Below are 24,457 nucleotides of genomic sequence, written 5' to 3' on the forward strand. Positions count from 1 at the left end.
CCACCGCACACGTTGGTTGGGCGGGTTCGAAAGACGTTTAGTAACTGAGTGTGTCGCGAACTTTCATCAGTGCTTGGCCAAGTAGGTTCTGGCCGCGCCACTTCGATTTGTCCGTGATGTCAGGATGATGTTCGCCTAAGCCCACGCCCCAGATCAGATCGTAGGGACTGGCTTCGACAAGCTCGGTCGGTGCCGTTGCGAGCAACAATGTCCGGAGGCCCGGATGCTGCGCGAACTTCTCACGGCACCCGACATAGACGATCGACTCGCGCTTGGCCTTCCACGTATCGAGGTCGAAGCCCCTGACCTTGCGGCCAAGCGCTTTTTGCTCTTTCGGGTGGTATGTGGCGAGCACAGCTTGTGCAATGTCCTCGTCGCCGAACAGCTTGGCTTTGGAGAACATCATGAACTGTTCCACCGACACAAAGTCGACGTCATGGTAAGTAAAGCGGCACGGGTGCCAGTTACTAAAAGCGTCCTCCGCGCCGAAGAACAGCGTGAAGTTGCCGACTCTACGCATTGGAAGCTCCTTCGCGTGAACAAGTAGATGGGCCGCCGAGGCGGACGAATTCGATGCGCAATCACAGCGCGGTCGAAAACATTTGAGCAAGCGGTTCTTGCTGAAATGCTCTCACGCGCGAGCGTAGAAGAAGGATGCCAGCCCCCGAAGGGGACTGGCCAAGGTTAGACGTAGGCAGCTTGTGCAATCGCGTCCAGAATTTCGACATCGAGCGAGGAGGGATCGTCGAGCGCGTTCTTGAGCCGCGCATTCATCGCATCTACATCAGCGATCCGTTCGATCCAACCGCGACCGTAAGTCTGGTGCGCGTACTTGCGAAAGCCGTTCTGTCGCTCCGGCTGACTGAGGCCTAGACGATGCAGCAGGTCCGACATGCGGTGACGCTTCTCTTCCAGCGTCTCGTCGGGATCCGGCGAGTCGTCGTCATGACCATCATCGTGAATGACCGATGATGCGCCGTCGCCCGGATGCTCTCCGCCGGCGGGTTGACCATCCGACTGAGGAACCGCGTCGCCGATCGACTGTACCGTTCCGTCCGACTCCAGCAGTGCCACTGCACGACTAGCTGCATCAAGTGCCGGTTGAGCCTCGTCCGCGCCATCCAGCAGCGCGCCTAGGTCAATGTCGGCATCGAGCACCGTCAGCATCTGCTTCTGACGCACGGGCTGGCCGTTGTCGTCGATGCGCGTGATGTCGAACTCCTTCTTCGAGAGCCAGAAGCGTGTGCCGGTGAGCCTGCCGCGCGCCAATGCCACGGTCTGCATCGCCGAATACGCCTTCTGCAGCACATAGATCGAGTTGGTCGGCAGCTCAATCAGCCCGAGCCCCTTCACGTCGGGAACTGCAAACAAGAAGTTTGCGGTCAAGTTGCACTTCCGGTCCTGATACTGCGGACAGACGTGAGGATCACAGACGCCATCGGGAATGTCGTCGTCTTGCCGGTGAACGACCAGTCGCCCACCGAAGGATCTCCGCGCCCGTTGCGCGCGTGCGTTACGCTCGATCGGCGCGTACGTCTTGCAATAGCGTTTGCCGTCGCGGTCGTACTCCGAGAAGTACTGACGCCCGGTTGTCGTGTACGCGGCCATCTGATTTGGCACATTGCGCAGCCAGTCGTCGAACGCGAACATGATCGGGAAACGGTATGCCGACCGCTTTCGCCACGGCGTGCAGATGGACTGCAAGCACTTTCACTCTTCGACTTCACTGACTGAGGCGACCATGCCTGACACCGTCCCGAAGCCCGAGCACGAGTTCCTCAACGCGCTTCGCAAGGAACACAAGCGCGTCTCAGTTTTCCTGGTCAATGGAATAAAGCTGACAGGCCGCATCGAGTCCTTCGATTCGTACACGGTCTGTCTGAACGCGGCGACGGGCCCGCAGGTGATCTTCAAGCACTCCATCTCGACGGTCAGCGAGGACCGCGGTCGCCCTCAGAACTCTGAGCGCCACGAGCGCCCTGATCGGCGCCCGCGCCCCGGGCGGAAGGTGCCATGAATAGACACGGCACCGAGAGTAGCCGAGGCGGATCAACCGGCGCTCGAGAACCGTGGCAGCCCAATCACACCCTTAGGCCGCCGCCGCTACTTGCTGAAGTTGAGCTTCGACGACAAAACGAGACTCGAAATTTTTGGACGTGCCCGAGATCATCAGGGATTCACGTGCGCGCGTCATCGCGACATAGAACAGACGACGTTCCTCCGGCTCCGTCGACTTCGCATCAGGGACGATCGTCTCTTCGCTGCGCGCGATCCACACGTGATCCCACTCCAGCCCTTTGGAGCTGTGCATCGTCGTGAGGATGAGCGCGCCGGCCGTCGGCTCGTTGTTATCCTGACGCAGGAAAAGAAGCCGCTCAGCGAAGCTGCCCGACAAGCGACAGAGGACTTCATTTGTCGCCTCGATCGCGCGAATTGCAGAATCCTTTTTCGCGTACTTCAGCATCCACTCAGCGACGCCTGAGAGCGTCAGCGAATAAAACTTCCGATCGCACAGACTTTGCCATTCCGCCAGCCGCTTCATGAACTCACGGTAGTTCGTCGCGACGTCCTCGGGCAATCCCAGCTCGACTAACTCGGCGCGGCCCTTCTGCGTCAGCTCCGCGCCCATGTCGGCATGCAACGCGCGCAACTGCTGCGCAGTCAGGCCCAGGTGTGCGAGAACGGCGTCAAGACCGGTGTCTTTGATGCGCTCGACAATCTCCAGCAGGTTGCACATGAGCGCGCCCTCGGGGCGGCTCAGCACCGATGCGCCCGATGCGCGGTAATACTTGATACCGTGAGAGCGGCAAACGGATTCAAGCGGGTCAAGAATGCGGTTGGTGCGCGCAAGGATGGCGCACGAATGTCCTTTGGCGAGCAGTGGCCCCAACACCTCGACTGCAGCGGTCGCTTCCTCGTACTCGTCCGGGTGCCGCGATGTCAGGACGCTCCCGCCCGGCCCCTTCTCGGCGCGCAACACCTTCGCAATCCGGTCGACGTTATTACGGATCACTCGGTCTGCCGCGCCGAGAATTTCCGCGCGGCAGCGATAGTTGCTGCCGAGTACAACCGGCTTCGCGTCGAACGCTTCGATGAACGATTCCATGCCGCGATAGCCGAGCGCCTCACGGAACGCGTAGATGCTCTGGTCGTCGTCGCCTACGACCGTCACGATCGAACCGGACTTTGCATGAAGCTCGATCCACCTATATTGCAGCGGGTCGGTATCTTGAAACTCGTCAACGAGCAGATAGGTGAACGCGTACGGGGCGATGGTTCCGTTTTCCATCCCCTCGACAGCGAGGCGCAGCATGTCCTGGAAATCAATCTTGCCGTTGCGGGCAAGCGCGTCCTGATAGGCGTGGTATAGCTCGCCGTCGGCCGTGTCCGAATCGCATCGGCCGAAGTTCGTTTTGATCTTCTCGATCGTTGGAATGGCGTCTTCCGCCTTGCCGTCGCGGCCAAGTTCCTGCATGACTCGGATGAGTAGCCCGAGCCGGTCGCCATCGGACGCGATATCGAGCGCAGGTGCACCGGGGCGCTTCAGTTGCTTAAAGGCAAGCGAATGGAAGGTGCCCGCGATCAGACGCTTCTTCACTGACTCGCCGGCGGCGGACAGGATGCGCTCGCGCAATTCGAGCGCGGCATCCTTCGAGAACGTGACGGCGCCGACCGTCGCGGCGCTGTCTTGCAGCAACAGGGCTGCTTTCGTGGCGATCGTTTTCGTCTTGCCCGCGCCCGGGCAGGCGATCGCCACGCAATGCTGGCGCAACTGGGCGACTTCCCGTTGCTGGGGATTGAGTTCGTCCAGCATCGCGCCTCCTTAGTTGCCGCGGACCGTCGTCATCAGCTTCAGGTGCGTCATGTACCCGCGAATGCCAAGCGGGTTGAAGCGCTTGAGGAAGTTGACGGCTTCATCGTCCACGTCCGATTGGTCGCGGATGCCGTTCCAGACCATGAAGTCAAAGTGATCCATCGCACGGTCGAACTTCATGATGGCGCTCAGCACGCGCATCGAGAAGCGCGAGTAGGCCTCGACCTCGATGTCCATTGCGGGCATCGGAATGGTGGGCTCGAACACGAATTCCTTGTTGGCGCGAAGCTCCGCTTCCTTCTGCTGCCGGAAGCCTTCGGCGACGCGCAGTTGCTCGTCCACGTAGCTCTCGATGCCTGCGAGCAGCTTTTCGAGCGCACTGTTGACCACTTCCTTGTCGCTCTCGCCGAACGTCGAGCGGCCGAAACGCTGCATGTTGATGCTCATGCGGTTGATGTACGGCCACCACTGTTCGAACAGCGGCTTCAGGCGGGTATGGTTCAGCCGCACGCGGGCGGTCACGACTGCGGCGCCGGAAAGCTGGCGGTCCAACAACTGACGGCCGATCTCACGGCGGCGCTTGATGATCGCAATACGCTCGGCCGCAGGCAGGTCGCGGAACAGCTTGCGCGTCTTCGCCACTTCCGCCCGCTTCATCTGCGCGTCATCGGACGAGATCACGCCTTCCTTCTGGAGGCGATCCGCATCCGCCTCCATCTGCGTCAACTCGCGCTCAAGCTCTCCGTCGTCCGCGCCGTCGGTCGTGAGCGGCGCCTCGACCGTACCTTGTTCGAGTGCGCTCAGCGCGACTTTCTCTTCACTGCCGGGTTCGACAACCGTGCTCATTCGCCTTTTCTCCTGTCTGGACCGCATGGGTCCCGTTTCATCGTGGGTGATCAGGCAAGCAAAGCGCGTTGCCTATGGGGTCCATTGTTGCGGTCGGGGGCACCGGTCAACGTCCGAAACAGCGACTATTTCGCGCGCCTTTCCGACGACGGAGCCTATCAGAGCTACCGCAAACAGCCCGCACCAGAAAAGCGCGGGGCGATACTCGGCGATGGTCGCCAAGGCGTAGCAACGCGCGCCGGCGCCATACGTGAACTCTTCAGGCACGGCGGCGTTCGCATCGCCGTCGAATGCTATAGCGGTGTCGAGCGCTCGCCTCGCTGTGCGGAAACCCGCTCCAAAAATTCCGGGGTCGGGCGATACAACTCGGCAGCTAGCGACGGACGCTTCGTGCCGCCCGCTACCTTCCCGTTGCGCGTGAAAAGCCCTTTGAGTCGGCAGTGCTCGCAGCCATCGTAGTTGCGGCATGCCATCCGCGAGGTGTCGAGGCCGAACTTCGTGCGCAGCAGTTCAAGGTCAGCCTTCGGCATGACGTCCTCCGCCGGCAGCTTGCAATGCTCGCAAAGCGTCGGGATCAGCTTCTGATTGCCGACTGCATTGATGAACCCCTCGGAAGCGAGCTCGTCGATCGGCAGTTGCAGCCGCCCGCCTGCCATACGCATCACGGCCGCGATGATGTCGCCGGCGTGCAGCGAGAATCGCACCGGGTGACCGGTCAGCGCCAGTTCAGCTACCAAGCCCATCACGACGCGGTCGCGCACTTCACCGATGGTCAAATCGTCCGGGTCCTGTCGCATCAGCGTTCGGATGACTTCCGCGTACTTTCGGTTCGCTTCATCGTCAGTCTCATCCGGGCGGCGGATGATCGAGTAGTCCGACAGCCACGGCATCGGATACTCGGACGGCTCGTTCACTGCGAACTGCTTCTTGAGTTCCCGATCTGGCAGCATGTATGAGAGCGCGCGCAGCGTCGTTGTCTTGCCAGAACCCGTCTCGCCGGTGAGCGCTGTGATGCCGCCGCTCACATAGTTGAGCGTTTCGATCAGCTCAAGCTGGCTCTTCTCCAGGCCCATGTCTTTGGGCAGCAGCACCGAATAGTTCTTGAAGTTGCCGTCGAGCAGACGCAGCGTGACGTCATAGCCGCCAACGAGCGGGGATGACTGCCAGCGCAGGTTGACCGTGTCCGTCTTGACCACGAGTGGGATCATTGCGGATTGGGGCGCGCTCGGCTGAAAGCTGTTGCCCGAGTTCGTGTTGCGCTGAACCAGATCGCTGTACGCCGCGAACAAGGCGCGACGCACGATGGCCTTCGGCATCCGACTGAAGGTGTACATGTCGCCGTTGACGCGAAACCGAACTTCTACCTCGTTGTGGAATTCCCGTGGCTCGAAATGGATGTCGCTTGCGCCGTATGCGTGTGCTGCCTCAACGATGTCCCGGAAATTGCCGATCGCGCGGCTCGCTTCGCGAACTGTGGAGTTCGCGGACGCCGCGGCCTTACCCGAGTAGATTGCGGCGATTACGGCATCGGTCGCGATCATCTCCTCGCGCACGAGTATGTCGTTAGCGCCCAGATCCTTAATGAAAGTTGCGTACTGTGCCTTCTCTGCGAATCGTGCGGTGGCCACTGTGATCGCCACACCCGGCTGCAGTTCAACGGCGACGAACTCTTTGCGGGCGGCTGCGGGAATGCGCAGCGCGGCGTCGTCATCCGCTACGGTCAGAATGCGCTTGAAGTCAGGAAGTGAATCGGGCGACACGAGTTCCGGCCGCCCGGAAGACAATCCACCGCCTTCGGGCTGATCTTCGTCTTCCGCTGGCTGTTCCTGCTCTACCTTCGTGGGCGCAGACATCGCCTTTTTCTCGGCCGAGGCGATGGGCCGCTGAGGCGCGACATCCGCTTGCTTCTCGAACGCAAGCGGGCTCGCATTTGCACCAGACGTGCCGTGCGTGTCGGAGGGCGCATCGTTTGCGGCGACAGCATCGTGCGCAAGGCTTGCCGACGGCGCGGCCATCGGCTGCGGCTCAGGCTGCACTTTGTAGCTCGGTCGGGCAGTGGCCGCCACCGATTCGACTGGCGAGGCTGCACCATTGACTTGCACGCCGTGCTCCCTGGCCGCCATCGCCGCAGACATACTAGCGAAGGTGGGTCGTTCGAAGCTAGGCGGGACAAACGGGCGAAACGCCACGTAATCGTCGGCCGCATGCACCGGAGTTTCGGATCTCTCAGGCCCCGCCTGCGCCGGCGAGTGCCAATCATCGCCAACCTCTGTGCTCTCGACGTCCTCAATGTCGCCCCCCGACAGCGCGCGACCGAGAAACGTGACTTGGGGATTCACCGCGCGCGTGCTCACCGGCGACGCTTGCTCGGTTGCCGTTTCGTCGGCCAATATTCCCCGCCGTTTGCGTTTTCCCGCAACCGGCTCACCGGCCGCGAACTTCGGTTCCGCACCCGTGCCGGGCTCAATGAAGCTCGAGCGCGGTGCGCGAAACCGCTTCAGGAAGCCACCACGCGGAGCATCTGGTGTGCCCTGCTCTTCTTGTGCGAAAAGACCCATTTCTTATTTCCCAAACGGTACGAAGGTGGAAGCCGTCGACGCGATGCCGCCCGGAGGAAGCGGCGATGACAGATCAGTGATCGCCCTGACGGCTGGCGAGTCCGGAATCGCGGCGGGCGCGTCGGAGGGCGCAGCGATGGTCTCTGTCCAGTGGCGCTTGCCGTCGACAAGATTGACGGTGAAGCCGTCGATGGAGGCGACGGTCCAACCGTTGAGCAAGCGGCTGCCGCTGCGCGCGGTATAAGTCGTGCCTTGATAGTCATACAGCACGTAGGAGCCCGACATGTCGGAGTACGCGCCAACGAAGGTTGCTGGAATGACGCGCTTTACCGGGACACTGGGCTTGTGCTCAAACTTGGGCGCAGCTGGTGGGGCCGCCGTCACCGCCGCAGGCGTCGCGCCGAGCGGCGAAGCAAGGCCAACGCCGTTGCCCGGTGCTGCTGCCACGCCTTGGCCACTTTGCGGGCCCCGCATCGAGTCGACGAGCTTTGCGCGCGCGAGCTTGTCAATGTCGTCTAGCGTGAGATGACTTTCCTGCGAAACCGCCGCGCCGGCGACGAACATAAGCGCACCGAAGCAGGCGGCCCGTGCTGGCCACTTAGTTGAGAACATAGTATTTACCCTTCGCAGTGAAATGCACCCCGGTACCGTCTTCCTTCAACTCGACGTCGAGGGTGTCCAGTGCCATGTTGTCCGGCAGGCGCGCGAGGAGCGCGCTCTGCCATTTGTATCCGTCGATTTGCCATGTGCCGCGCTGCACGAGCGGCCCCTGCACTTCGCCAGCCAGCGGCTGTCGCGGAATGAGTCGCTCGGCCGGCTTGATGTCAACGACATAACCGTGGCTATCGAGCGTGTCTAGCTTGGTAGAGAGCTTCTGCGGGTCGGTCTGCAGGGTCTTAATGAGCGCCTGCTGCGTGGGCCACGTTTTTTGTTCACCAAGCGCTACCCGTTCGGCCACCGTTACTTCGGGCCCCCGCGCGGCCAAATGCCAGCCGTCAGCGTTGAAGACGACCGGCCGCAGCGACTCCGGCGCGCGCGCGTCGAATTCCTTGAATGTGCCGCCTTGTCGCTTGTACGTGACCACGCACGGACCGGCGATCGTGCAGGATGCTTTTTGAAACTGCCATCCCGCGACGTTCGTTTCCTGCGCGCCAAAACTCGCGAGCAGCTTGGGTGCAAGCTGATTGGCAAGCGGAGCAGGCGCGGCCAGCGTGCGCATGACAGCCGACTGGTACTCCTGCATGAATGTCGGCGGCGGTGCCGGCGGCGGAGGCGGTGGGTTGAGCACATCAATCAACTGCTTGCCGCCGAAGAACACGGCGGCGAGGATGACGAGCAACGGCACCGTCGTGGGCACGGCGACCGGGATTTTCTTGATGAGGCCGACCGTGCGCGCGACGATCAGCTCGCGCAGATCGAACACCTCATCGACCGCATGGAGTTGCGCACCGTGGCCGAGCGTCGCGAGTTCGAGTCCCGCCTTCGCACAGGTGTCCTCGATCGCTTCGCGCTTGTCAGCGAGCGCGTTAAGCGCCACTGCCTCGTCAAGCGCGACGGCGCCGCGTTGCACCAGCACTAGATGCACGAGTTCATCGTTCTGAATGAGGACAAGCACAGCGGGCCGGCGCCAGACGCGCTCGAGCGACGCAATGCGTGCGGCGGCCGAATACAGCTTGCCGCCCTTACGGTGCACTGGCTCGAGCTCGCAGAAGCCGACGATCGTCTCGCCCTTCGACTTGAACTCGGCGAAGTGGGTCGCGCCGGACTCCTCGATATAGTGCCGGCGTTCGGCGCGGGCACCCTTAGCGGAGTAAGCGCGCCAGTCCAGCCCGAAGACGAGCTTGGCGCCCTTTTCTCCCGGTATGGATTCGAAGTGCAAAGGCATTTTTACCCCGCGCTCACATCGACGGGACGACGGTTGCCGTCAGCATGATCACCTGGAACGTACGACCCTTATTCCACGCGCCCGAAAGACCACCGATGCCGTTGTTGCTGCTGCCGTCATAGCGATTGCCCACCGCGCCGTACAGCACAACCGTCTGTCCATCCGACAGTGCAATGGTCTGGTCGTCCTTGTTGCCGATGATGTCGGGCAACTGGATCTGCTGCAGCGTGTCGCCCGAACCGGTGCTGATGGTTGTGAACGGACCATTCAGCTTCGAGCTATCGCTCCAGTACGACAGGATGATCTGGTTGTGGTCATTGACCGACGGCAGGATGTTCACGAAGTCACCGACCGTCACCGACCCAGGTTGCAGACCCGGCACGCCAGCAGTACCGCCCGAGATGGAACCGAGGCTAGGCGTTGTTGCAGCGAGGTAGCCCTTTGTCTCGAAGGATCCGATCGAAACCGGCAAGCCATTGAGCGTCATCTTCGTTTGGGTGTTGTCCTGAACCGTTTTGCCGAAGGCGTTTAGGCCGCTGATGACTGCGTTGGTGCTTTCCATGGGCGAACCCGGCTTCAAGACGGACAAGCCCACGGTGCCGCCAATTGCAGTTGCCAACGACGCGGGCGAAGCAACCGAGATTGAGTAGCGCTTCAGGCCGTCCGAGATGCGGTTGAAGACGATGTCGGCGCTCACGCCGGCTTGCGACGAATTGCTCAGATCGACCTGCAGGGTACGGACTCGCAGAGCGACTTGACGGGTCGAGATCGCGTTCTCGCGCGCGAGCAACGCGCCCATGCGATCGACGGCTTCCTTGGTGTCGTGAACCATCACCAGGCGGCTTTGTGGATTGACCACGACTTCGCCGAGCGGCGACTTCAGCTTTTCCAGCTCCGACTGGATGATCGCAATCTGGTCAAACGTGCCATCGCGTCCGGTCGACGTGATCGACGAGAAAGACCCAGTATTGCCCGACGTGCCGCCCGTGGTGCCACCGGATGCCTGGTTGCCGGTCGACGTATCGGTGCCCTTCGACATGGTGGACTTGATGGACACCTTGCCCGGGATCGCCGCGATCGTGAACGTCTTGGTGACGAACCGGCTGATGGAAATGGTGCTGCCATCGAACGTCCAGTCGAGGCCAAGGTTTTCCGTCACGCCACGCAGATATGCGCCTACCTTGCAGTTACACGCCTGCGCGTACACCGGCTCAACGTTGGACTTTGCCATCGCTTGCGGCTGCATCGGGGCGCTCTGCCCGTTCCCGCCGTTGGTCTTCGGAATCAGCGCGTCGCGCGGAATGAACACATCCGGGCTCAGATGCACCGGATAGCCGGTAGCCGTCGAAACGAGCGTGGCGATTTTGGACAGCGGCAGGTTGCCCGGAAAGACGACCGACTTTTCGCGGAAGATCGCGGGAAGTGTCGCTTCATAGGCGACCGGCACCAACCGGTCGCCGAGGAACGCGGTCGGCACTTCCTCAACGAGCGACATCGACTCTGGGCCATTGCCCATCGCGCGCGTGGCTTCAGCATTGGTCGCGTCATACGCATGGTTCACGTCCGATTGCGAGACAGCGCAGCCGGTAAGCGATGCAGCCACGAGAATGGCAACGGCAGATTTGATTTTCGTGAGACGCATGGCGGTTACTCTTGGCAGTTGGCTGCGCGTGCGACGACGCGGATAACGTTATTGGTGTGCTTGCAGACGCGCGTGGGCGTGCGCATGTGATTGGTCGCCTGCATCACTTGCGTAAGCACTGACTTGAAGTCCCCGGTGAACGTCGCGTTGAACTCGAGCGGCAGGTCGTCATCGATCTTCCAAGCGAGTTGCCAGCCTTGCTGCTGCAGCCAGCGATCGAGCGCATTGCGCATGTTGATGTCCAGCGGCGTGATGGAAAAGGTCAAAAGTCCACCTGGGGCCGTTGCACCGCCTTGGGACGGCGCAACGACCGGAGCGACGTCCAACGAGCCCACAGGTGACGGCGCGGCAACACCCGGAAGCGCCGAAGGCGCAGCGCCACCGATCGCTGCCTTGAGCGCGGCAGGAGAAGCGGGAGCAGCGGGAACAACAGGGACCGCAGCCGCAACGTGCGCAGAAGGCGCCACCATCGCGAGCTGTGCGACCGGCGCCTTTGCGACCGGCGCGGACAGCAGTTGCCAACCGTCACCGGGCGGCGGCGCAAGGCGAGACTGATCAGGTTCCGCTGCGGCAAGACCCGGTACGGTCGTCAGTGCAAGACACACGAACAAGTGGGCCACCATGCGCGCGGTGCGATGCGTTTGAAGAGAAAAAGTAGGCGTCATGTTGGTCAGTTCGCGCGTTGCAGGCGGCGGTAAATGTTGTTGGCGTAGATAAGCTGCTTGTTCGAGGAAGCGGCGTTATAGGCACCGACCGCTTTCCATGTCGGACCGAACTGCTTGATGTTCGAAGCGAGGATCCAGGTCCCCACATAGGCGTTCACGCAGGCATCGAACAGGTGTTGCCGGGTGATGCCGAAGCGCCCCAGTTTTGGAAGCCAGGACGAGTTGATCTGCATTAGGCCAATGTCCTCGCTCCCATCTTTATTGCGGTTCGTCACGTACGGGCGCATACCCGACTCTTGCTGCGCGATGGCGCGTACCACTTGAACGCTCACGCGGTGATAGCGCGCGGCATCGTCAAGACAGTCGGCACGCGCATGCACGGAGACGGCCGCGCAAAGCAGCGTCGAGAAGTGAATCAAAGTCCGGTTCATGACGCGGGCCGATCGAAGAACCGCACATCGTGCTTGCGCAGCACGTTGACGACGTTGCCGTCAGCGTTGACGATGAACTGGTCGGCGGTGCCGTTGAATTTGTAAAAGCGGCCCTTCTGCTCGCCCGAGCCCATGTGCGCCACGTCGGCGACCGTCACCTTGCCGACGGTGTCAGCGAACTTGAAGAACGTCGAACCGTTTTCATCAAACACGCTTTGCAGAGCGGCCTTGTTGGCCGTGTCGAACTCATAGACGGTTCCGGCGACACGGGCGACTTCGACCTTGTCGGTGCCGTTGGAGATCGTGAAACGCTCAGCGCGGTTGAACGTCACCACGTCGGTCGCGTCATCCCACTTCGGACGCAGCGACTTGCCGTCTTGTCCGGTCACCTTCAGCTCAGTAGCGGGCTTGGCGGAAAACTTGATTTGAATGTGGCTGTCGTCACCGTCCCGGATCGCCAGCGCGCCGAGCTTCGCTGCCAGGATGGACCCCGATGCGGCGGGCGCGTCCGCGTCGGCTTTTTTCGCGATATCTGCGATCGGGTCCGCACCGCCAGTCACGCTCGACGACGCGGCAACAGGACTTGCCGCGACCTGCGACAACGGCGCGACGTAGTTTACGGCCACCGACAGCGGAGCCGAGCGGCGAAGTGTTACATGGTGAGAGTTGAAATCGACGTCCGCGTACAGGTCAGAAGCGGCCACCAGCCGATCGAGCGACTGCATCCAGTTTTCGCCATCACGCGTTCCGAAGCTCGTCGAGGTCGTCAGATCGATGTCTTTCTGTGCCGATCCGGTCCAACCTTGCGGCACCAGCGCTCTGACCAGTTGCGCGAGCGGCAGCGTGGCGTTCAAAGGCCGGGTGCTTTCGAGGCTGCTGCGCGGTCCGATCAGCGCAAGGCGGCCCGAGAATCCGGAAAAACCTGGAGGCGTATCGCTGCGCGCCTTGTCGCCAATGAAGCGATTTGCCTTTTTCCAATAAGCAGTGGCGCTCGAGCCGCCCGCCGAGTAGCGGATCACCTCGGGCGTGCCCGGCACAACGATGTACGGTCCTTGGCTATGTCCACCGTCGACGCGCAGGGACTGCCCGGCACGCGGCTGGAAGTAGGTGTCGCTGCCATCGTTGAAGACGAGCGCCGGTCGCTCAAGCACATTGCCCGCGATCTCATAGTCAAAGTCGAGCGGGTCCGTGCCAGCGGCCGCCGCGTTGAGCGTGACCGCGGCAAGCGCGAGAGTAAGAAAAGAGAGCGTGTGCTTCATAGACCGCGTTCGATTTGAGAAAGGTGCTTCACGAAGCGCGCGAGGTATTCGCGGCCCGGGGCGGGATTGGCGCTGTGGTAGTACGCGACGGCCTTCACCGCGGAGTGCGTAAAACGGAAGTTCTCGTTGAGGATGTCTTCGGCGACGCGGATGTTGGTCGCCGGCGCAAGGGCATCCCATGCACTCGCGAAGCGCTTGCCGTGGTATCCCCAGTTCACTTGCATGATGCCGACGTCGAAGTTTGACCGGCCGTTGCTGATCAAATAGCAGACCGCGCGATACGCGTCTTCGCGAGTGCGAAAGAAGAAGCCGCGACCCGCCACATTCAACGTCCACGGCCATGCACGACCGTTGTATGCGGACTCATTGAGCGCGATGCCAGCGAGAATCTTGGGATCGACGGACGTGTGCATCGCATCGAACGGCGCCTGCGCGGATGCGCATGACCAGCCCCCTCGCCGTTCCGTGATGCTCGCTTGGGCCTCATCGGTAAGTGTCGCGGGGCGCAGCCAACCGGCCTTAACGAACAGGCTCTCGAGGCTCGCAGGCGATCCGTCGATGCTGATCGCAACACCGCCAGCCGTGGCCTCGACTGTTTGGCCCTCAAATCGGTTAGCCCAAGCCAGAAACGGCCTGAGTCCACATGCGTAGACGGGTTCGCCGGGCAGCTCGACGATCGCGCGTTTCGTGCCGTCATCGAGCACGATGCGCGTCGGGCTAATGATCGAGTCAATGGTCGCCGCGTGCACGCCGAACGCGATCGCAGACAGACACGCAGCCGCCCATGCCTTAGTCATGGTATGGCTCCATGACGATGTCCTGCGTCACTTGCACGAGAAACTTCTGGCCCGGTTCAACGGTGATCGTGGGCGGGATATTCTGGTTGCGCTGCATGACCGTCTGGGCCGTCGCGGCCGCAACCTGCCCCGCCGTGTCACCGTAGGTAGTAACGCCGTTCGGCGTTGCCGTCGTTGCCGTCTGCGAGCTGCTGTCGAACGCCTTCAGCAAAATCGCTGTAATGAAGCCCGCGCCGAAGATTTTCAGGAAGTGGTTGTTCACATCGCCCGAAAACCCGGCGTAGCCGTTCTGGTCCGCACCCTGCATGCCGTTGAGCGACACGCTCTTGCCGTTGGGCAGACGCAGACTCGTCGACGCGACCAGCAGGCGCTCCTGGCCGACTTTGACGTCCGCGCTGTACATGCCATTGATGAACGCACCCTTCGGGATCATCAAGCAGTCGCCGCGCAGGCTGTCATAGATGTCCTCGTCCACCATCAATGAAACGCGACCCGGCTTGTCCGAGTTCAGCCCCTCCACCGTCTTGACGTGGATGACGTGCGGCGGCGTCAAGGTGCAACCGGTCGACCGGCCATTGAAGGTCGTGCGTTCGATGCCGCCCTGCAAAGCCGCATCGCGCAGGAAGGCGCGATCGCGATCTTCGGGCGCTTGGCCCTGCTTCGCCAAAGCAATTGCCATCGCATCCGGGGTGTTGGCTCCGGCAGCGTTACGGGCAGCACGCACCTCGTCCAACGAACGGACGCCAGCGGGCAGTACGCCGGTCGCCGAGTTCGCCGAACGCGACGCGCCTGCCTGCTTGAAGATGGAGGACGTATAGATCGCGTCTTGCGCCGCCTGCCGCGAAAGCTCGCGCGTGTCCGTGCCCGAGCCTTTGACTTCTTCCTGGAAGTCCCCGCCAGTCAGCATCGGTTTGACAGCGGGCTTCGGAGCCGCTGCTTCAGACGCTGCACGAGCGGCAGCCTCCGACGCCGCTGCGTCGCGCTGCTGACGGATCATCTGGTCGATGTCGTTGTTGTTCGCGGCAGTGGGCGCTTCCGTACTCGACTTGAGCGCGGTCGCCTTCTTAATGCGGGCCTCTTCGTCTGCCTTGTTCGTCGCCTGCAGCTGATAGTAAAAGCCGAGGCCGCCGATCACGACCGCAGCCAGAATGCCGATACTCATAATCGCATTGCGCGGCGTCTTGCCTTTGACTAGCGTTTCTTGCTCCGCAGTAGGCGTAGCCGAGTCCGGCTTCTTCGCCACGATCAGAACACCCCGAACATGCGACGGCGGCCGCGCGTTACTGTGACCTCGTCCTTGCCCGAACGCAGAACGATCTCGTCGGCCAGACGCTGAAGGACAAGGAAGTCCCCACGGCGAATGAAGTTCGCTACGACGCGATCGCCATGATCGAGAATGAACGGAACCGGCCACTCCTGAGCCTTGGCAGGCATGCGCATCCAAACCGCATGGCCGTCATCAAAGACGGTTTCCGGCGTGAATTCAGCGCGGCCGTCGACGCTGTAGTCCCAGTTCAGCTTGTCGGGCGCCACGCTGATGCTTCCCGAATCAGCACCACCACGGTCGGCGTTTCCAGAGGCATTCTCCCGAGCGCTGACGCGGGCCATCGGCGCGCGCGGATATTGGAAGCGCACCGTCTGATAGAACATGCCGCCCGCCGGTGAGGCGATGAGCGTGAAGTCGTATTCGCGAAGATTCGTCGTCAGGTGCAGCGTGTTGACGAGGTCCGCCTTGTGCGGCTTGATGAACACATGGTTCATCTTGTCGTCGTCGATCTCCCACTGGACGCTGTCGCCCATCGCCGGGTCAGCGATCAACTTCTCCCCCTTCTCCAGCTCGATTGTCGTGAGCTTCAGCGGTGCGGTCAGCACGCGGTAGATCTGGTCGCGGCTGTACGGAAACACGCCGATGCGAGCGTCGCCGGGCATCGTCAATGGATCAGCGCCGCCGTTGAACGGATTGATCGGGCTCATCGGGTCGCCCGCGACCATCGCGGCATTAAACGACGAATCGCTGGCGGCTTTCTTGGCCGCAGCCGGTTGAGCAAGGAACGCTGCGCACGCAGCGAGAACGCACATGCCGATGACCGGCCGTTTGTTGAGAATGGTTGCGGTCATGCTTATGCGGTCCGCTCGAGGCGGAAGAACGGAATGAAGATGCCGAAGGGGTTCGTCGTCAACGCCTGCTCAGCAGTAGGCGCGACGATTTGATAGCGCAACGTGAGGGCATATGACTTCACGTCCGGCTTGCCGGTCGCGCCAGCCTGCGAGGTGGTCGTCGTGAACTCAACGAGAACCGTCGAGTCTTCGAGCAACGCGATATTGCGCACGTCGACTTCGCGGATCAGCTTCGGGTTGGCTGTTATCTGCTGAAAGGGAGTGTCGGCCTTCAACCAGTCACGGAACTGACCGGCTGCCGCGCCGATCATCTGAGCCTTCACCGCGTTGATGTTAGCCGTCATGCGCGAAGTCTCGAGCCGGTCCGTCAGCACCGGCTCGATCGTGAACCAACGAACCGCCATATCTTTGACGGTCGTCCGCACAGCTTGCGAGTCGGGCTTGTAGGCGACGAGCTCTGTCACGATCGGATGACCGCCGGTGTCGGCAGAGACGCCTACGACGCGCGTGACCGAAGGCGGCGGTTGGCGCGTCCAGACAGCGCCGGCCGCGATGAATGCGAGGCCGAACGAGATGAGCATCCAGCGGTTAGCTTCGAGCGTGAGCCTTGTGCTCGTCTCGAAAATCACCTTGCTCGGATCTTCCTCGGCATATGAGCCGGGGGCCGGGGACAGCGCGGCCCGACGCTTGTTCTTGAAAAGACGCATGGCAACCCTTTGGAGTGGTCACCATTGAAACAGCGCGAGCGTCCTTTTTTTAGCGGAAAGGCGGGTAGTTTTGTGCGTCATTGCACGGTTACCACCGACGACGGCTGGTAGGCCGGGCATGCAGCGGAATTATCATGATGAAGCCCGTTTGCCACAAAGACGCTGTTTTTTGCCGTCTTTCGGGTGCACAACGTTTTCCGAATATGACGTTCTTTAGCGGCGACTGAGGCGTCGAGTGTGACAACTGCAGAAAGATCCGGATTGTCACACCTGTTTTTCCGTGTTTTTCACTTGTAAAACAGATGGTTAGGATAGGTCAGGCCCGACAAGGTGAATTATCAGTGATATGGCCCGCCGATCAATTGCTGTTGGCCTGGCACCCTGATGAGGGGAAGGGCAGCGCTCCCAGGAAGCAGAGAACTCGCTATCGTCCAAAGGTGTTGTTTTATTAAACAACACCTTTGATGCCTTCGATAGATTGCTTTTGTTCTCACACGGTCTCGTCAGCCAACTCTTCGCGGTCGCGGGAACCGCTGCCAACTCGTCGAGCCTTGTTTCGCTTACGGCGGCGAACTAATCCTGCCTCTCGGGCTCGGTCGAAAACTCATTGGCAACGAACTCGCTGATGACCGTTTGGAGCTTCCCAACGATGAGCGCTTGCTGTCTTGCTGTTGCTCCGAGAGACCGCTTAATTTGAGTTCAGTTCGCCCGTCCCGAGAGTACTTCAATGCTCCTATCTCACGTCCGTCGGGGCCTGGAAAGGCACGTACCCACTGAAATGCGTCTTCTTAGCAGCTCTCGACGGTGAGGTGCTGTCGAGCTTTTTGATGATGGAGACGTGTTGACCTTCGCGACGCAACAAAACCGTGAGCTCGGCGATGTCGGGCGAGTGTAAAACTCGCGGGGATGAAGGGGTTCGAGACCAACTCCTCAAGCGCTCACCCGCAGATCTAGAACGTCCTGCCTGCAACTCGGAGAGGAGGTTTCGGGCCAAGAAGAGCTTGGTGAGCCAACGATCAACTGTGGACTTGTAGATAAACTAACTTGCGGCGGACTAGCTGAAGCATTCCGACCGTGGTTCACGCGCCTAGGGCCGACGCATCCATAGGGACGAGGACGAAGTCGGATGCTGCGATAAGGATGGCGGAAAACTACGATCTGATCGTCGTCGACTGTTTATTTCCCGTCCTAGATTCAATTCGGCGGCTGCGAGGTCGACAACCGTGAAGGGGTACGGCTCCGCGCCGGCGCTTGTAATCGGCGTCCATCACAAGGACCCGTAGGCCCGGATCGTCATCGCAATATGCGCCCGCGAGATTAAGGGGAATGGTCGTCTTACCGCTCCCACCCTTTTGATTCGCTACTGCTAGCACTAGGCCCATGGCGCACCCTCGTCTTATATGTATCGAACATCCGCATCAAGAACCCCTGCGGGCCTTGACGTGCGATTTCCACTTGGAAACTACATCCATGCTAAAGAACTCCCGCAGCGTGCCGACAAACAGTCGAAACGGAGGATAGATGGAAGCCTATATCGGGAAGCCGTTGAGCCGGAATCCGCTGGCCCTCGCTACGGTGTACAAAGACGGCCTGGGCCGGCTATGGCAAAACCAAACGGAGGCTGCAGAGTCCTTGGCAAGGTTCGGGGTTCAACGTGAACACGTCAATAGAGCGTTGCGCGTCTCGGCGATGCCTGCCGACGTACTTCTCCTCTTCACTGAAACCGGTTTGATCGGGAGGACGGCGCGAGAGCTTATCCGGATCGAACGAGCTATCGGGCGTGAGACGCTGGAACAACGAGCGCGCGCGATTCCGAAGGAGGGAAAGTCATGGGCCGAGATTATTCACCTGCTAGACGACAAGCCGCCGCCCGCGCCGGAGCGTGGACGCACGCCACAAGTCGATCTTCCTTTTGTTCGGGCAAGACAGTTCGTCGAGGGTGTCGCGGCCAACAAATGGCTAACGAAGAGCGAAGCGGCGAATCGGCAAGGCTGGGGAAAGGTACGGTTATCTGTTGCAACGGCCCTCTCCAAGCTTCCGAAAGTGATTACAGAGTTGTTTGACGAGAAGCGATTTTCTCACGGCAACGCAGAGACGCTACTGGCAATTGTTAGGACGCTAGGCGTTTCCAAGGTTGCTCACAATGCCAAGCTCCTGTCAGAGCAGCCCGGTCGCCGGTCGGCGGCTGCAATCTTGAACTATCTTGCCGGTGGCCCAGGCGACGCCGACTGCATGGTAAAGGTGCACGTCGTCGGGGACGCTGTTACTTTTTCCTTTAGCTTCAAGGCGCGTGCGACCCGGCGCAATCTCATAGACGTCGACCAACTGCGGGCACTAGCGATCTCGGCACTGGCGAACTCAGTGGAAATCCCACGATAAGCCGGCGGTTTCCACGCGGAAATCGTCTTCAGAATCGCGCGATCTTGCGCTGATGATTGAGATCGCTATGCCAACGGTCGGGGCGGTACGCATAGCCGCACAGTGCGGACCATCCGACCGTCGGCAACAGATTAACGAATTGGCTGGTCCGGCAGGAATTGAAGACATCGCTTGCTGGTGAATAACGCGCGGACGCGGCGGTAACGGCTTAGCGACCGGCTCGGTTTCCACGTGGAAACCCACGTCGACGATAGGACGATAGGAGGCTTGCGCTGCACTATTTGCTGCCACGGACAGGCATCAGTGCCTTGGCATGCTTCTTTAGTGAGAAAACCGCGCCTGTCCGCCAGTCAACGCGTGCATTCGTCCCTTCGGTCGCATGGTGGCTGCCGCGTGCGTCGCTTCGATACTCACCGATTTCGTCACGATAACTGTTAGTTCGGCTAGATCGGAATCAACAGTGCCGGTGATTCCTGCCGTTGCGGTGACAAAGGTCACCGTTTTCTGATAGGCAGGGCCATCGTGCAGACAGAGGGTCTTGGAGGAGCTTTACCGTAAAGTGTCCAGCTAGAGCGTGTGAAAAACTTTCATAACGGTTTAAATCAGGATACCAAAGTTAAATACAGGTGGGACGATGATAACCCGGGGAGGATATCCGACCGATCTGTCCGACGAAGAATGGAATTCCGTGGTGCCCTAGCTGACACTGATGGCAAAGCTCCGCAGCGAAAGTACGAGTTGCGGGGAATGTTCAATGCGCTGCGCTGGCTCGTGCCGGCGTAGCGCATGCTAGCGACCAATTTCCCGCCGTGGGAACTCGTGTACCAGCAGACCCAGCGATGGCTGCGGGCCGGCTGCTAGCGCGACACGCGGGCCTGCGGCTTAATGCGCCCGAAGACGAACTGACCGAAGTACCACGCAAGATCCGAATGTCCGAGGATATTGCAGTCGGATAACGCCGACGCGTCCAGTTGAAGACGCTTGAGCGTCAGCTTTCCCTGCGCCGACAGTACGTAGGAGCGAACGAGATCTTTACGGGTCTTGTCGTCTGCCGCCTCGAAATGTTCACGCCCGAGACGGACTTCGTTATTCATGCGTTCGCGTGCTTCCTGATCCCGCTGGGCGACGCTCTTCGCGACCGTTTCGCTCGCCGCTGATTTCGCGGCCGCTGCCGCATTCTCGACTTTCGCCCGTTCCTCCTGAATTACGACCATCTTGCGTTCGGCTTCGGATACGCGCCAATTGTGGCTAAGGGCTTGCATTAGATACCCCGCCGGACTTTTTGTAACTTTGCCCTGATTAAGCCGAAACCGCGTGTATTCGATCGCTTGTTGGATGCGCTCGTCTGTCCAATCAAGGCGATGCTGTGCGATTGCATCAAACTGCTTCGTGTCGAGGCCGAACTCATTGCGAAGGATGAGCAACAAATCGTGCGATTCCGGCTGACGGGCAAGCATCGACGCGACTGTGTCCTTGCGTTTGATGCGGAAGCGAATCCGGCTTATCTTTTTCGACCCGGGCGTGTCGGCGCGCGTCTCATACACGACGTCGAGATCTGAGAGCTCATTCACTTGCTTCACCGCTGGCTCCAGATACTTCTGCCGGAAATGCTTGAACTCGGAGGCGCTTTTGCCCAGCTTGCCAGGCCAACTGCGCATGACATCGAGATCGAGCCAATCGGTCAGGCCATCGTGAACGTGTGGAAGCACATAGTCGTAGATGGCGCGAGAATAGGTCTGCGTGAACGCGGCCGTAATGACCAGATTCAGCCAGTGATGCTTCTCCGGGCCGGTGATATGCCGCAGAATAAGCGGGGGTATCCGAAATTGGATGCGGCCCTTCCCTATCCCGACGGTCCCCATAAGCTGCTCGGAGACCCATCGATCGTCCTCGGAGGGCGCCCGGTCCGCGGGGGTGTCGGTAACTTCGATAAGCACGCGCTGCGCATCCTTGATCACCGAGCGCAGATGCCGAACGTTGCGGCTGTCATAGTGCATCAGCCATTTGAAGTAGTTCAGGTCGACATCGTAGTAGTCGCGCGGAGCGGGATCCTGTGCTGCGATGAAATAGGCTGCATCGATAAAACGACGCGGAGCGAGGCCGAGTCCGCTTATCGCGACAAGGAGGTTATTCCGCTTGAAACCGATCTCTTTTGTTGACTCGTCGATCGGCTGTCCCGACATATCCTCGAATAGCTGCAGCGACATCTGCGCAGATGTTGCCCCTTGGCCCACTTGATTGCCCATCCCTCCTCCGCGTAGGTTCTGGCGGACTTTACCACTCCGCAACGCCGAGTCAACACAATAAACGTTACCACCGTGGCCGTCCGATTTCGACGCCGCACAAAGACCGTCGCCTTGCTGCACAACAACGGTTACCTGCTAGATCACAAAACGGTGCCTGCTCGCACAAGGAACGTTACCGAGGGCACAAAAAACGTGACGTTTGTGTACCTAACTCATTGATCAAGATGGAAGCGAAGTTTCTGTTGGTAGGTTAGTAGGTCTTCTTATAAAAAAAACAAACCAACCGGGCCCTCACGAAAACGATCAGAATCGACTTCGGCGATCCCGGAACGCTGATGCGGCAATCTCATGTATGTGAGGCACGCTCGCAGCGGTGACGGTTTTTGTGCAAGTACCCCGCCCAAGGTAACGTTTTTTGGGCAAGTGGACGAAGTCTCGCCTGAAAAGCAGTTTGACACTCACAGTACCCGCTCTGCTGTGCCGAATTAGCACGGCACAAACACACTGAGGATGCGGAAAGGTAACGGTTTATGTGCGGAAGGCGGATGCCCGTGCGACGGCCGTCACGCTGCAGCCCTACGTAGCGATGCAAGGTAACGGTTTATGTGCATCGAAATCATCGACACGGCCGGGGCGAACGCTGGTTGCACAAAATCTGACACCTTACGGCCGTCGCGAAAACACGAAAGTGCACAAAAACCTGTACCTTCGCAGGCCCTTGGAGGGCCAGCATGGCCAGATCCTCCGCCTCAGGGGCGAAAGGGCCGCCGAATCGTAATTTTGTGACAGCGGCCCTTCTATCGAATGGGCACTTTGACGCTTTCCGTGTATTCTTCGCTTTAACCTAATTTTGAGAAAAAGCGTCTAAATGGCAAAAACTATCGAACTGCCGGAAATTGATCGTCGGATCGATCTGCAAGGGGTCATCCAATTTGCAGAGGACGCTGCGACACTTTCGGACGAACTTCGAGAGATGATGCTCGCGCCTCGGCCACGCAAGACGGCACCACGTTTCACATCAACCCAGGTGGCGGAGCTGTGTGGAATTGACAGAGCAAAACTAAATTACCTCGCATCGCGCGAAGGGAGTGACCTTCCTCCTGGTGAAGTGCACGGGTCCGGGCGAAGTCGTGCGTTCTCACTGAGCGAGACGCGGGAATGGGTACAAAAGGTTTCTGACATCTATCAGACTCCTCTTCATACAGGCGTGCGTGACGGCAATGGAAAGGTCGTGCTTGTCGCGAACTTTAAGGGTGGCTCGACAAAAACCACGACAACGATGTGTCTTGCGCAAGGACTCACTCTGCGAGGGAGGAAGGTTCTCTTGATCGATCTCGATCCTCAGGCTTCGCTTACCGAGCTGTGCGGTCTGTACGCGGAAAAGGAAGTCACCGAGGAAAACACGGTCTTGCCTTTCATCTATAACCCACAGATGGAGGGCGGCCTACTCAACTTCGTGCAAGAGACATATTGGGATGGGCTGGACGTGATCCCAGCGCATCCGACGCTTTTTTCGGCGGAGTTTCACATTCCTGGCTCGGTCATCAAAAATCCAAGCTATAAGTTTTGGGCGCTGCTTCGCGATGGCATGGCGCCGCTGCGGAAACGATACGACTACATCATTCTTGATACAGCGCCCTCGCTCTCGTACCTGACTATTAATGCCTTAATGGCGGCGGATTCGATGGTGATGCCGCTCGTGCCTGAAAGCTTGGATTTTATTAGCTCGGTTTCCTTCTGGGGACTCTTTTCTGATCTGGCGCAGAGCATCATGGAACATGGCGATACTCGCACGTATGACTTTATCTCCGTCCTCCTGTCGAAGGTCGACAATGGAACGTCGTCATCGGCCCCGGTCGTGCGGTCTTGGGTTCAACGAACTTACAAGGAATGGTTGAGCGGGCTCGAGGTGCCGGCGAGTTCAGCAATGAGTAACGGAGCGCTTGCCATGGCGACTGTTTTTGACATCAGTAAGGGCGACCTCGCTGAAAAGACTGTTTCACGCGTGCGCCAGCCGCTGATGGACTATGTGCGTTGGCTGGATGACCTGTATATAGAATATTGGAGGACCGGCAAATGAGTTCGTTTCGGGAGCGGATGCTACAAAAAACCGCCGAACTGGGTGTCGGAGCGGAGCGCCAGGCGAAGGCACCATCCGCATCGGCAGAAACGCGTCGCTCGAGTGCATTTAAAACCGGTCCGGGTATGCTTGGGGCGCTGGCCGCCGCGGAGCAGCGCATTCAACAGTTGGAGGCGACGAGCGATAAGCTAATGCTGCCGGTCGGAGCAATCCGGCCGAATCCTTGGCAGCCGCGCAAGGTTTTCAGCGATGATGCTCTTGCGTCACTTGCCGAGTCGATTCGAGAAGTTGGACTGGTCGAGCCAGTCGTCGTCCGCCGCGTGGAGGGCGGATATCAGTTGATTGCCGGTGAGCGCCGCTTGCGCGCCCATAAATTACTCGATCTCGATGAAATCAAGGCCGCAGTTATTGAATGCTCCGACGAAGACATGGCGGTCCTCTCGCTTGTTGAAAATGTCGGTCGGGAGGATTTGACAGACTACGAGGTTGGTCAATCGCTGCGTGTGGTGGAGGGAGAATTTCCAAGCCGAAAGCGCATGGCCGAAGCGCTAGGCATGTCTCGCAAAGGCTTATATCGGTTTCTCGCATTCGAGAACCTTCCGGACTTTGTCCGTCAGGATCTGGATCTAAACCCATATCTGCTAGGCGGGGCAGCTGCCGACGAAGTAGTGTCTGCCATCAAAAAGCATGGAGAAGCAGGTATTGAGGCGGCCCGGGCTCTGTGGAGCTCCGTGGCGAGTGGGGCGCTCGACCAAGGGAAGTTCGCCACGGCAATCAAACAGCACGTATTGAACGGGCATGGTCATCAAGGTGTACACGAGCGTAGTATCGAGAAGATTTTTTCGGGGAAGAGCCATGCTGGCACGATCACAAGGGACGCAAGCAGTTTCACGGTGAAGATCAAGACCGGCGTGCTGTCGGAAGAGCAAGAAAAAGAAATCCGAAGACTAATCTGTTCGTTATTCAGTGTCACACCTAGCTGATCCGTTTCTTATCGCCTGGCCGCCACGGAGCGGCCTTTTTTTCGATA

At 59.9% G+C, this 24,457-nt stretch carries 20 protein-coding genes and 2 pseudogenes; 5 read left to right on the top strand and 17 right to left on the bottom strand.

Annotation, left to right across the window (positions count from 1 at the left end):
- Positions 1 to 37: 37 nt before the first annotated feature.
- Together ybiA and NCS28_RS31480 are read right to left on the bottom strand one after the other, a co-directional pair.
- Complete coding sequence (gene ybiA / locus NCS28_RS31475; protein WP_250517691.1) at positions 38 to 520, bottom strand: riboflavin biosynthesis intermediates N-glycosidase; 483 nt, start codon at positions 518 to 520, stop codon at positions 38 to 40.
- Between the two features lie 164 nt (positions 521 to 684).
- Positions 685 to 1,665 (bottom strand): annotated as a pseudogene (locus tag NCS28_RS31480) (recombination directionality factor); the annotation flags it as partial.
- A 76-nt stretch (positions 1,666 to 1,741) separates the two neighbouring features.
- Here NCS28_RS31480 and hfq point away from each other — a divergent pair.
- Positions 1,742 to 2,017: an RNA chaperone Hfq gene (gene hfq, locus NCS28_RS31485; RefSeq protein ID WP_250517692.1), complete on the top strand. Its 276-nt coding sequence runs from the start codon at positions 1,742 to 1,744 to the stop codon at positions 2,015 to 2,017.
- A gap of 72 nt (positions 2,018 to 2,089) precedes the next feature.
- Here the strand turns inward: hfq and NCS28_RS31490 are convergent, their stop codons facing one another.
- From NCS28_RS31490 to NCS28_RS31555, 14 genes are all read right to left on the bottom strand, one after another.
- Positions 2,090 to 3,814 (bottom strand): ATP-dependent helicase, encoded by a 1,725-nt coding sequence (locus NCS28_RS31490; RefSeq protein WP_250517693.1) that lies wholly within the window; start codon positions 3,812 to 3,814, stop codon positions 2,090 to 2,092.
- Positions 3,815 to 3,823: 9 nt separating this feature from the next.
- The gene (locus NCS28_RS31495) at positions 3,824 to 4,660 is read right to left on the bottom strand and encodes a hypothetical protein (RefSeq protein ID WP_053572972.1); all 837 of its coding nucleotides are present in this window, start codon (positions 4,658 to 4,660) and stop codon (positions 3,824 to 3,826) included.
- A gap of 293 nt (positions 4,661 to 4,953) precedes the next feature.
- Complete coding sequence (locus tag NCS28_RS31500) at positions 4,954 to 7,218, bottom strand: ATPase, T2SS/T4P/T4SS family (RefSeq protein ID WP_250517694.1); 2,265 nt, start codon at positions 7,216 to 7,218, stop codon at positions 4,954 to 4,956.
- 3 nt (positions 7,219 to 7,221) lie between these two features.
- Positions 7,222 to 7,782 carry a hypothetical protein gene (locus tag NCS28_RS31505; protein WP_250517695.1) on the bottom strand — a complete coding sequence of 187 codons (561 nt, stop codon included), beginning with the start codon at positions 7,780 to 7,782 and terminating at the stop codon, positions 7,222 to 7,224.
- A gap of 34 nt (positions 7,783 to 7,816) precedes the next feature.
- Positions 7,817 to 9,103, bottom strand: a complete 1,287-nt coding sequence (locus tag NCS28_RS31510; protein ID WP_250517696.1) for a hypothetical protein — start codon at positions 9,101 to 9,103, stop codon at positions 7,817 to 7,819.
- Positions 9,104 to 9,116: 13 nt separating this feature from the next.
- A complete protein-coding gene (locus NCS28_RS31515) occupies positions 9,117 to 10,745 on the bottom strand; it encodes a type II secretory pathway protein (RefSeq protein ID WP_250517697.1) in 1,629 nt (542 codons plus the stop codon).
- Between the two features lie 5 nt (positions 10,746 to 10,750).
- Entirely contained in the window at positions 10,751 to 11,410 is a 660-nt protein-coding gene (locus NCS28_RS31520; protein WP_250517698.1) for a toxin co-regulated pilus biosynthesis Q family protein, read from the bottom strand.
- A gap of 5 nt (positions 11,411 to 11,415) precedes the next feature.
- Complete coding sequence (locus NCS28_RS31525) at positions 11,416 to 11,841, bottom strand: lytic transglycosylase domain-containing protein (protein ID WP_250517699.1); 426 nt, start codon at positions 11,839 to 11,841, stop codon at positions 11,416 to 11,418.
- Positions 11,838 to 13,100: a TrbG/VirB9 family P-type conjugative transfer protein gene (locus NCS28_RS31530; protein WP_250517700.1), complete on the bottom strand. Its 1,263-nt coding sequence runs from the start codon at positions 13,098 to 13,100 to the stop codon at positions 11,838 to 11,840. Before NCS28_RS31530 ends, NCS28_RS31525 begins: the two co-directional genes overlap by 4 nt.
- Complete coding sequence (locus NCS28_RS31535) at positions 13,097 to 13,897, bottom strand: transglycosylase SLT domain-containing protein (RefSeq protein ID WP_250517701.1); 801 nt, start codon at positions 13,895 to 13,897, stop codon at positions 13,097 to 13,099. The genes NCS28_RS31530 and NCS28_RS31535 overlap by 4 nt, the downstream gene beginning before the upstream one ends.
- Positions 13,890 to 15,140, bottom strand: coding sequence for a TraB/TrbI/VirB10 family type IV secretion system protein (locus tag NCS28_RS33450; RefSeq protein WP_250517702.1), 1,251 nt, complete (start codon positions 15,138 to 15,140; stop codon positions 13,890 to 13,892). Before NCS28_RS33450 ends, NCS28_RS31535 begins: the two co-directional genes overlap by 8 nt.
- A gap of 2 nt (positions 15,141 to 15,142) precedes the next feature.
- A complete protein-coding gene (locus NCS28_RS31545; protein WP_250517703.1) occupies positions 15,143 to 16,015 on the bottom strand; it encodes a TrbG/VirB9 family P-type conjugative transfer protein in 873 nt (290 codons plus the stop codon).
- 2 nt (positions 16,016 to 16,017) lie between these two features.
- Positions 16,018 to 16,722: a VirB8 family type IV secretion system protein gene (locus NCS28_RS31550; protein ID WP_250517704.1), complete on the bottom strand. Its 705-nt coding sequence runs from the start codon at positions 16,720 to 16,722 to the stop codon at positions 16,018 to 16,020.
- 1,151 nt (positions 16,723 to 17,873) lie between these two features.
- Positions 17,874 to 18,104: a nucleotide-binding protein gene (locus NCS28_RS31555; protein WP_250517705.1), complete on the bottom strand. Its 231-nt coding sequence runs from the start codon at positions 18,102 to 18,104 to the stop codon at positions 17,874 to 17,876.
- A 139-nt stretch (positions 18,105 to 18,243) separates the two neighbouring features.
- Here NCS28_RS31555 and NCS28_RS31560 point away from each other — a divergent pair, with 139 nt between their 5' ends.
- A complete protein-coding gene (locus NCS28_RS31560; RefSeq protein WP_250517706.1) occupies positions 18,244 to 19,101 on the top strand; it encodes a hypothetical protein in 858 nt (285 codons plus the stop codon).
- A gap of 700 nt (positions 19,102 to 19,801) precedes the next feature.
- Positions 19,802 to 19,959 (top strand): annotated as a pseudogene (locus NCS28_RS31565) (IS5/IS1182 family transposase); the annotation flags it as partial.
- On the opposite strand, the gene NCS28_RS31570 reads toward NCS28_RS31565, so the two are convergent.
- On the bottom strand, positions 19,959 to 21,347 hold the full coding sequence (locus tag NCS28_RS31570; protein ID WP_250517707.1) for a replication initiation protein: 1,389 nt from the start codon (positions 21,345 to 21,347) through the stop codon (positions 19,959 to 19,961). The pseudogene NCS28_RS31565 and the gene NCS28_RS31570 sit on opposite strands and share 1 nt — an antisense overlap.
- An 868-nt stretch (positions 21,348 to 22,215) precedes the next feature.
- Here NCS28_RS31570 and NCS28_RS31575 point away from each other — a divergent pair.
- Positions 22,216 to 23,427 carry an AAA family ATPase gene (locus NCS28_RS31575; protein ID WP_250517708.1) on the top strand — a complete coding sequence of 404 codons (1,212 nt, stop codon included), beginning with the start codon at positions 22,216 to 22,218 and terminating at the stop codon, positions 23,425 to 23,427.
- Positions 23,424 to 24,410 (top strand): ParB/RepB/Spo0J family partition protein, encoded by a 987-nt coding sequence (locus NCS28_RS31580; RefSeq protein ID WP_250517709.1) that lies wholly within the window; start codon positions 23,424 to 23,426, stop codon positions 24,408 to 24,410. Before NCS28_RS31575 ends, NCS28_RS31580 begins: the two co-directional genes overlap by 4 nt.
- Positions 24,411 to 24,457: the final 47 nt, after the last annotated feature.

The organism is Caballeronia sp. INDeC2, from assembly GCF_023631325.1.
In the GTDB taxonomy this organism is placed as follows: domain Bacteria; phylum Pseudomonadota; class Gammaproteobacteria; order Burkholderiales; family Burkholderiaceae; genus Caballeronia.

Bases quoted from the DNA above. Each gene is read 5' to 3' on its own strand.
- ybiA (WP_250517691.1), bottom strand. From the start codon at position 520: ATGCGTAGAGTCGGCAACTTCACGCTGTTCTTCGGCGCGGAGGACGCT.
- hfq (WP_250517692.1), top strand. From the start codon at position 1,742: ATGCCTGACACCGTCCCGAAGCCCGAGCACGAGTTCCTCAACGCGCTT.
- NCS28_RS31490 (WP_250517693.1), bottom strand. From the start codon at position 3,814: ATGCTGGACGAACTCAATCCCCAGCAACGGGAAGTCGCCCAGTTGCGC.
- NCS28_RS31495 (WP_053572972.1), bottom strand. From the start codon at position 4,660: ATGAGCACGGTTGTCGAACCCGGCAGTGAAGAGAAAGTCGCGCTGAGC.
- NCS28_RS31500 (WP_250517694.1), bottom strand. From the start codon at position 7,218: ATGGGTCTTTTCGCACAAGAAGAGCAGGGCACACCAGATGCTCCGCGT.
- NCS28_RS31505 (WP_250517695.1), bottom strand. From the start codon at position 7,782: ATGTTCGTCGCCGGCGCGGCGGTTTCGCAGGAAAGTCATCTCACGCTA.
- NCS28_RS31510 (WP_250517696.1), bottom strand. From the start codon at position 9,103: ATGCCTTTGCACTTCGAATCCATACCGGGAGAAAAGGGCGCCAAGCTC.
- NCS28_RS31515 (WP_250517697.1), bottom strand. From the start codon at position 10,745: ATGCGTCTCACGAAAATCAAATCTGCCGTTGCCATTCTCGTGGCTGCA.
- NCS28_RS31520 (WP_250517698.1), bottom strand. From the start codon at position 11,410: ATGACGCCTACTTTTTCTCTTCAAACGCATCGCACCGCGCGCATGGTG.
- NCS28_RS31525 (WP_250517699.1), bottom strand. From the start codon at position 11,841: ATGAACCGGACTTTGATTCACTTCTCGACGCTGCTTTGCGCGGCCGTC.
- NCS28_RS31530 (WP_250517700.1), bottom strand. From the start codon at position 13,100: ATGAAGCACACGCTCTCTTTTCTTACTCTCGCGCTTGCCGCGGTCACG.
- NCS28_RS31535 (WP_250517701.1), bottom strand. From the start codon at position 13,897: ATGACTAAGGCATGGGCGGCTGCGTGTCTGTCTGCGATCGCGTTCGGC.
- NCS28_RS31545 (WP_250517703.1), bottom strand. From the start codon at position 16,015: ATGACCGCAACCATTCTCAACAAACGGCCGGTCATCGGCATGTGCGTT.
- NCS28_RS31550 (WP_250517704.1), bottom strand. From the start codon at position 16,722: ATGCGTCTTTTCAAGAACAAGCGTCGGGCCGCGCTGTCCCCGGCCCCC.
- NCS28_RS31555 (WP_250517705.1), bottom strand. From the start codon at position 18,104: ATGGGCCTAGTGCTAGCAGTAGCGAATCAAAAGGGTGGGAGCGGTAAG.
- NCS28_RS31560 (WP_250517706.1), top strand. From the start codon at position 18,244: ATGGAAGCCTATATCGGGAAGCCGTTGAGCCGGAATCCGCTGGCCCTC.
- NCS28_RS31570 (WP_250517707.1), bottom strand. From the start codon at position 21,347: ATGGGCAATCAAGTGGGCCAAGGGGCAACATCTGCGCAGATGTCGCTG.
- NCS28_RS31575 (WP_250517708.1), top strand. From the start codon at position 22,216: ATGGCAAAAACTATCGAACTGCCGGAAATTGATCGTCGGATCGATCTG.
- NCS28_RS31580 (WP_250517709.1), top strand. From the start codon at position 23,424: ATGAGTTCGTTTCGGGAGCGGATGCTACAAAAAACCGCCGAACTGGGT.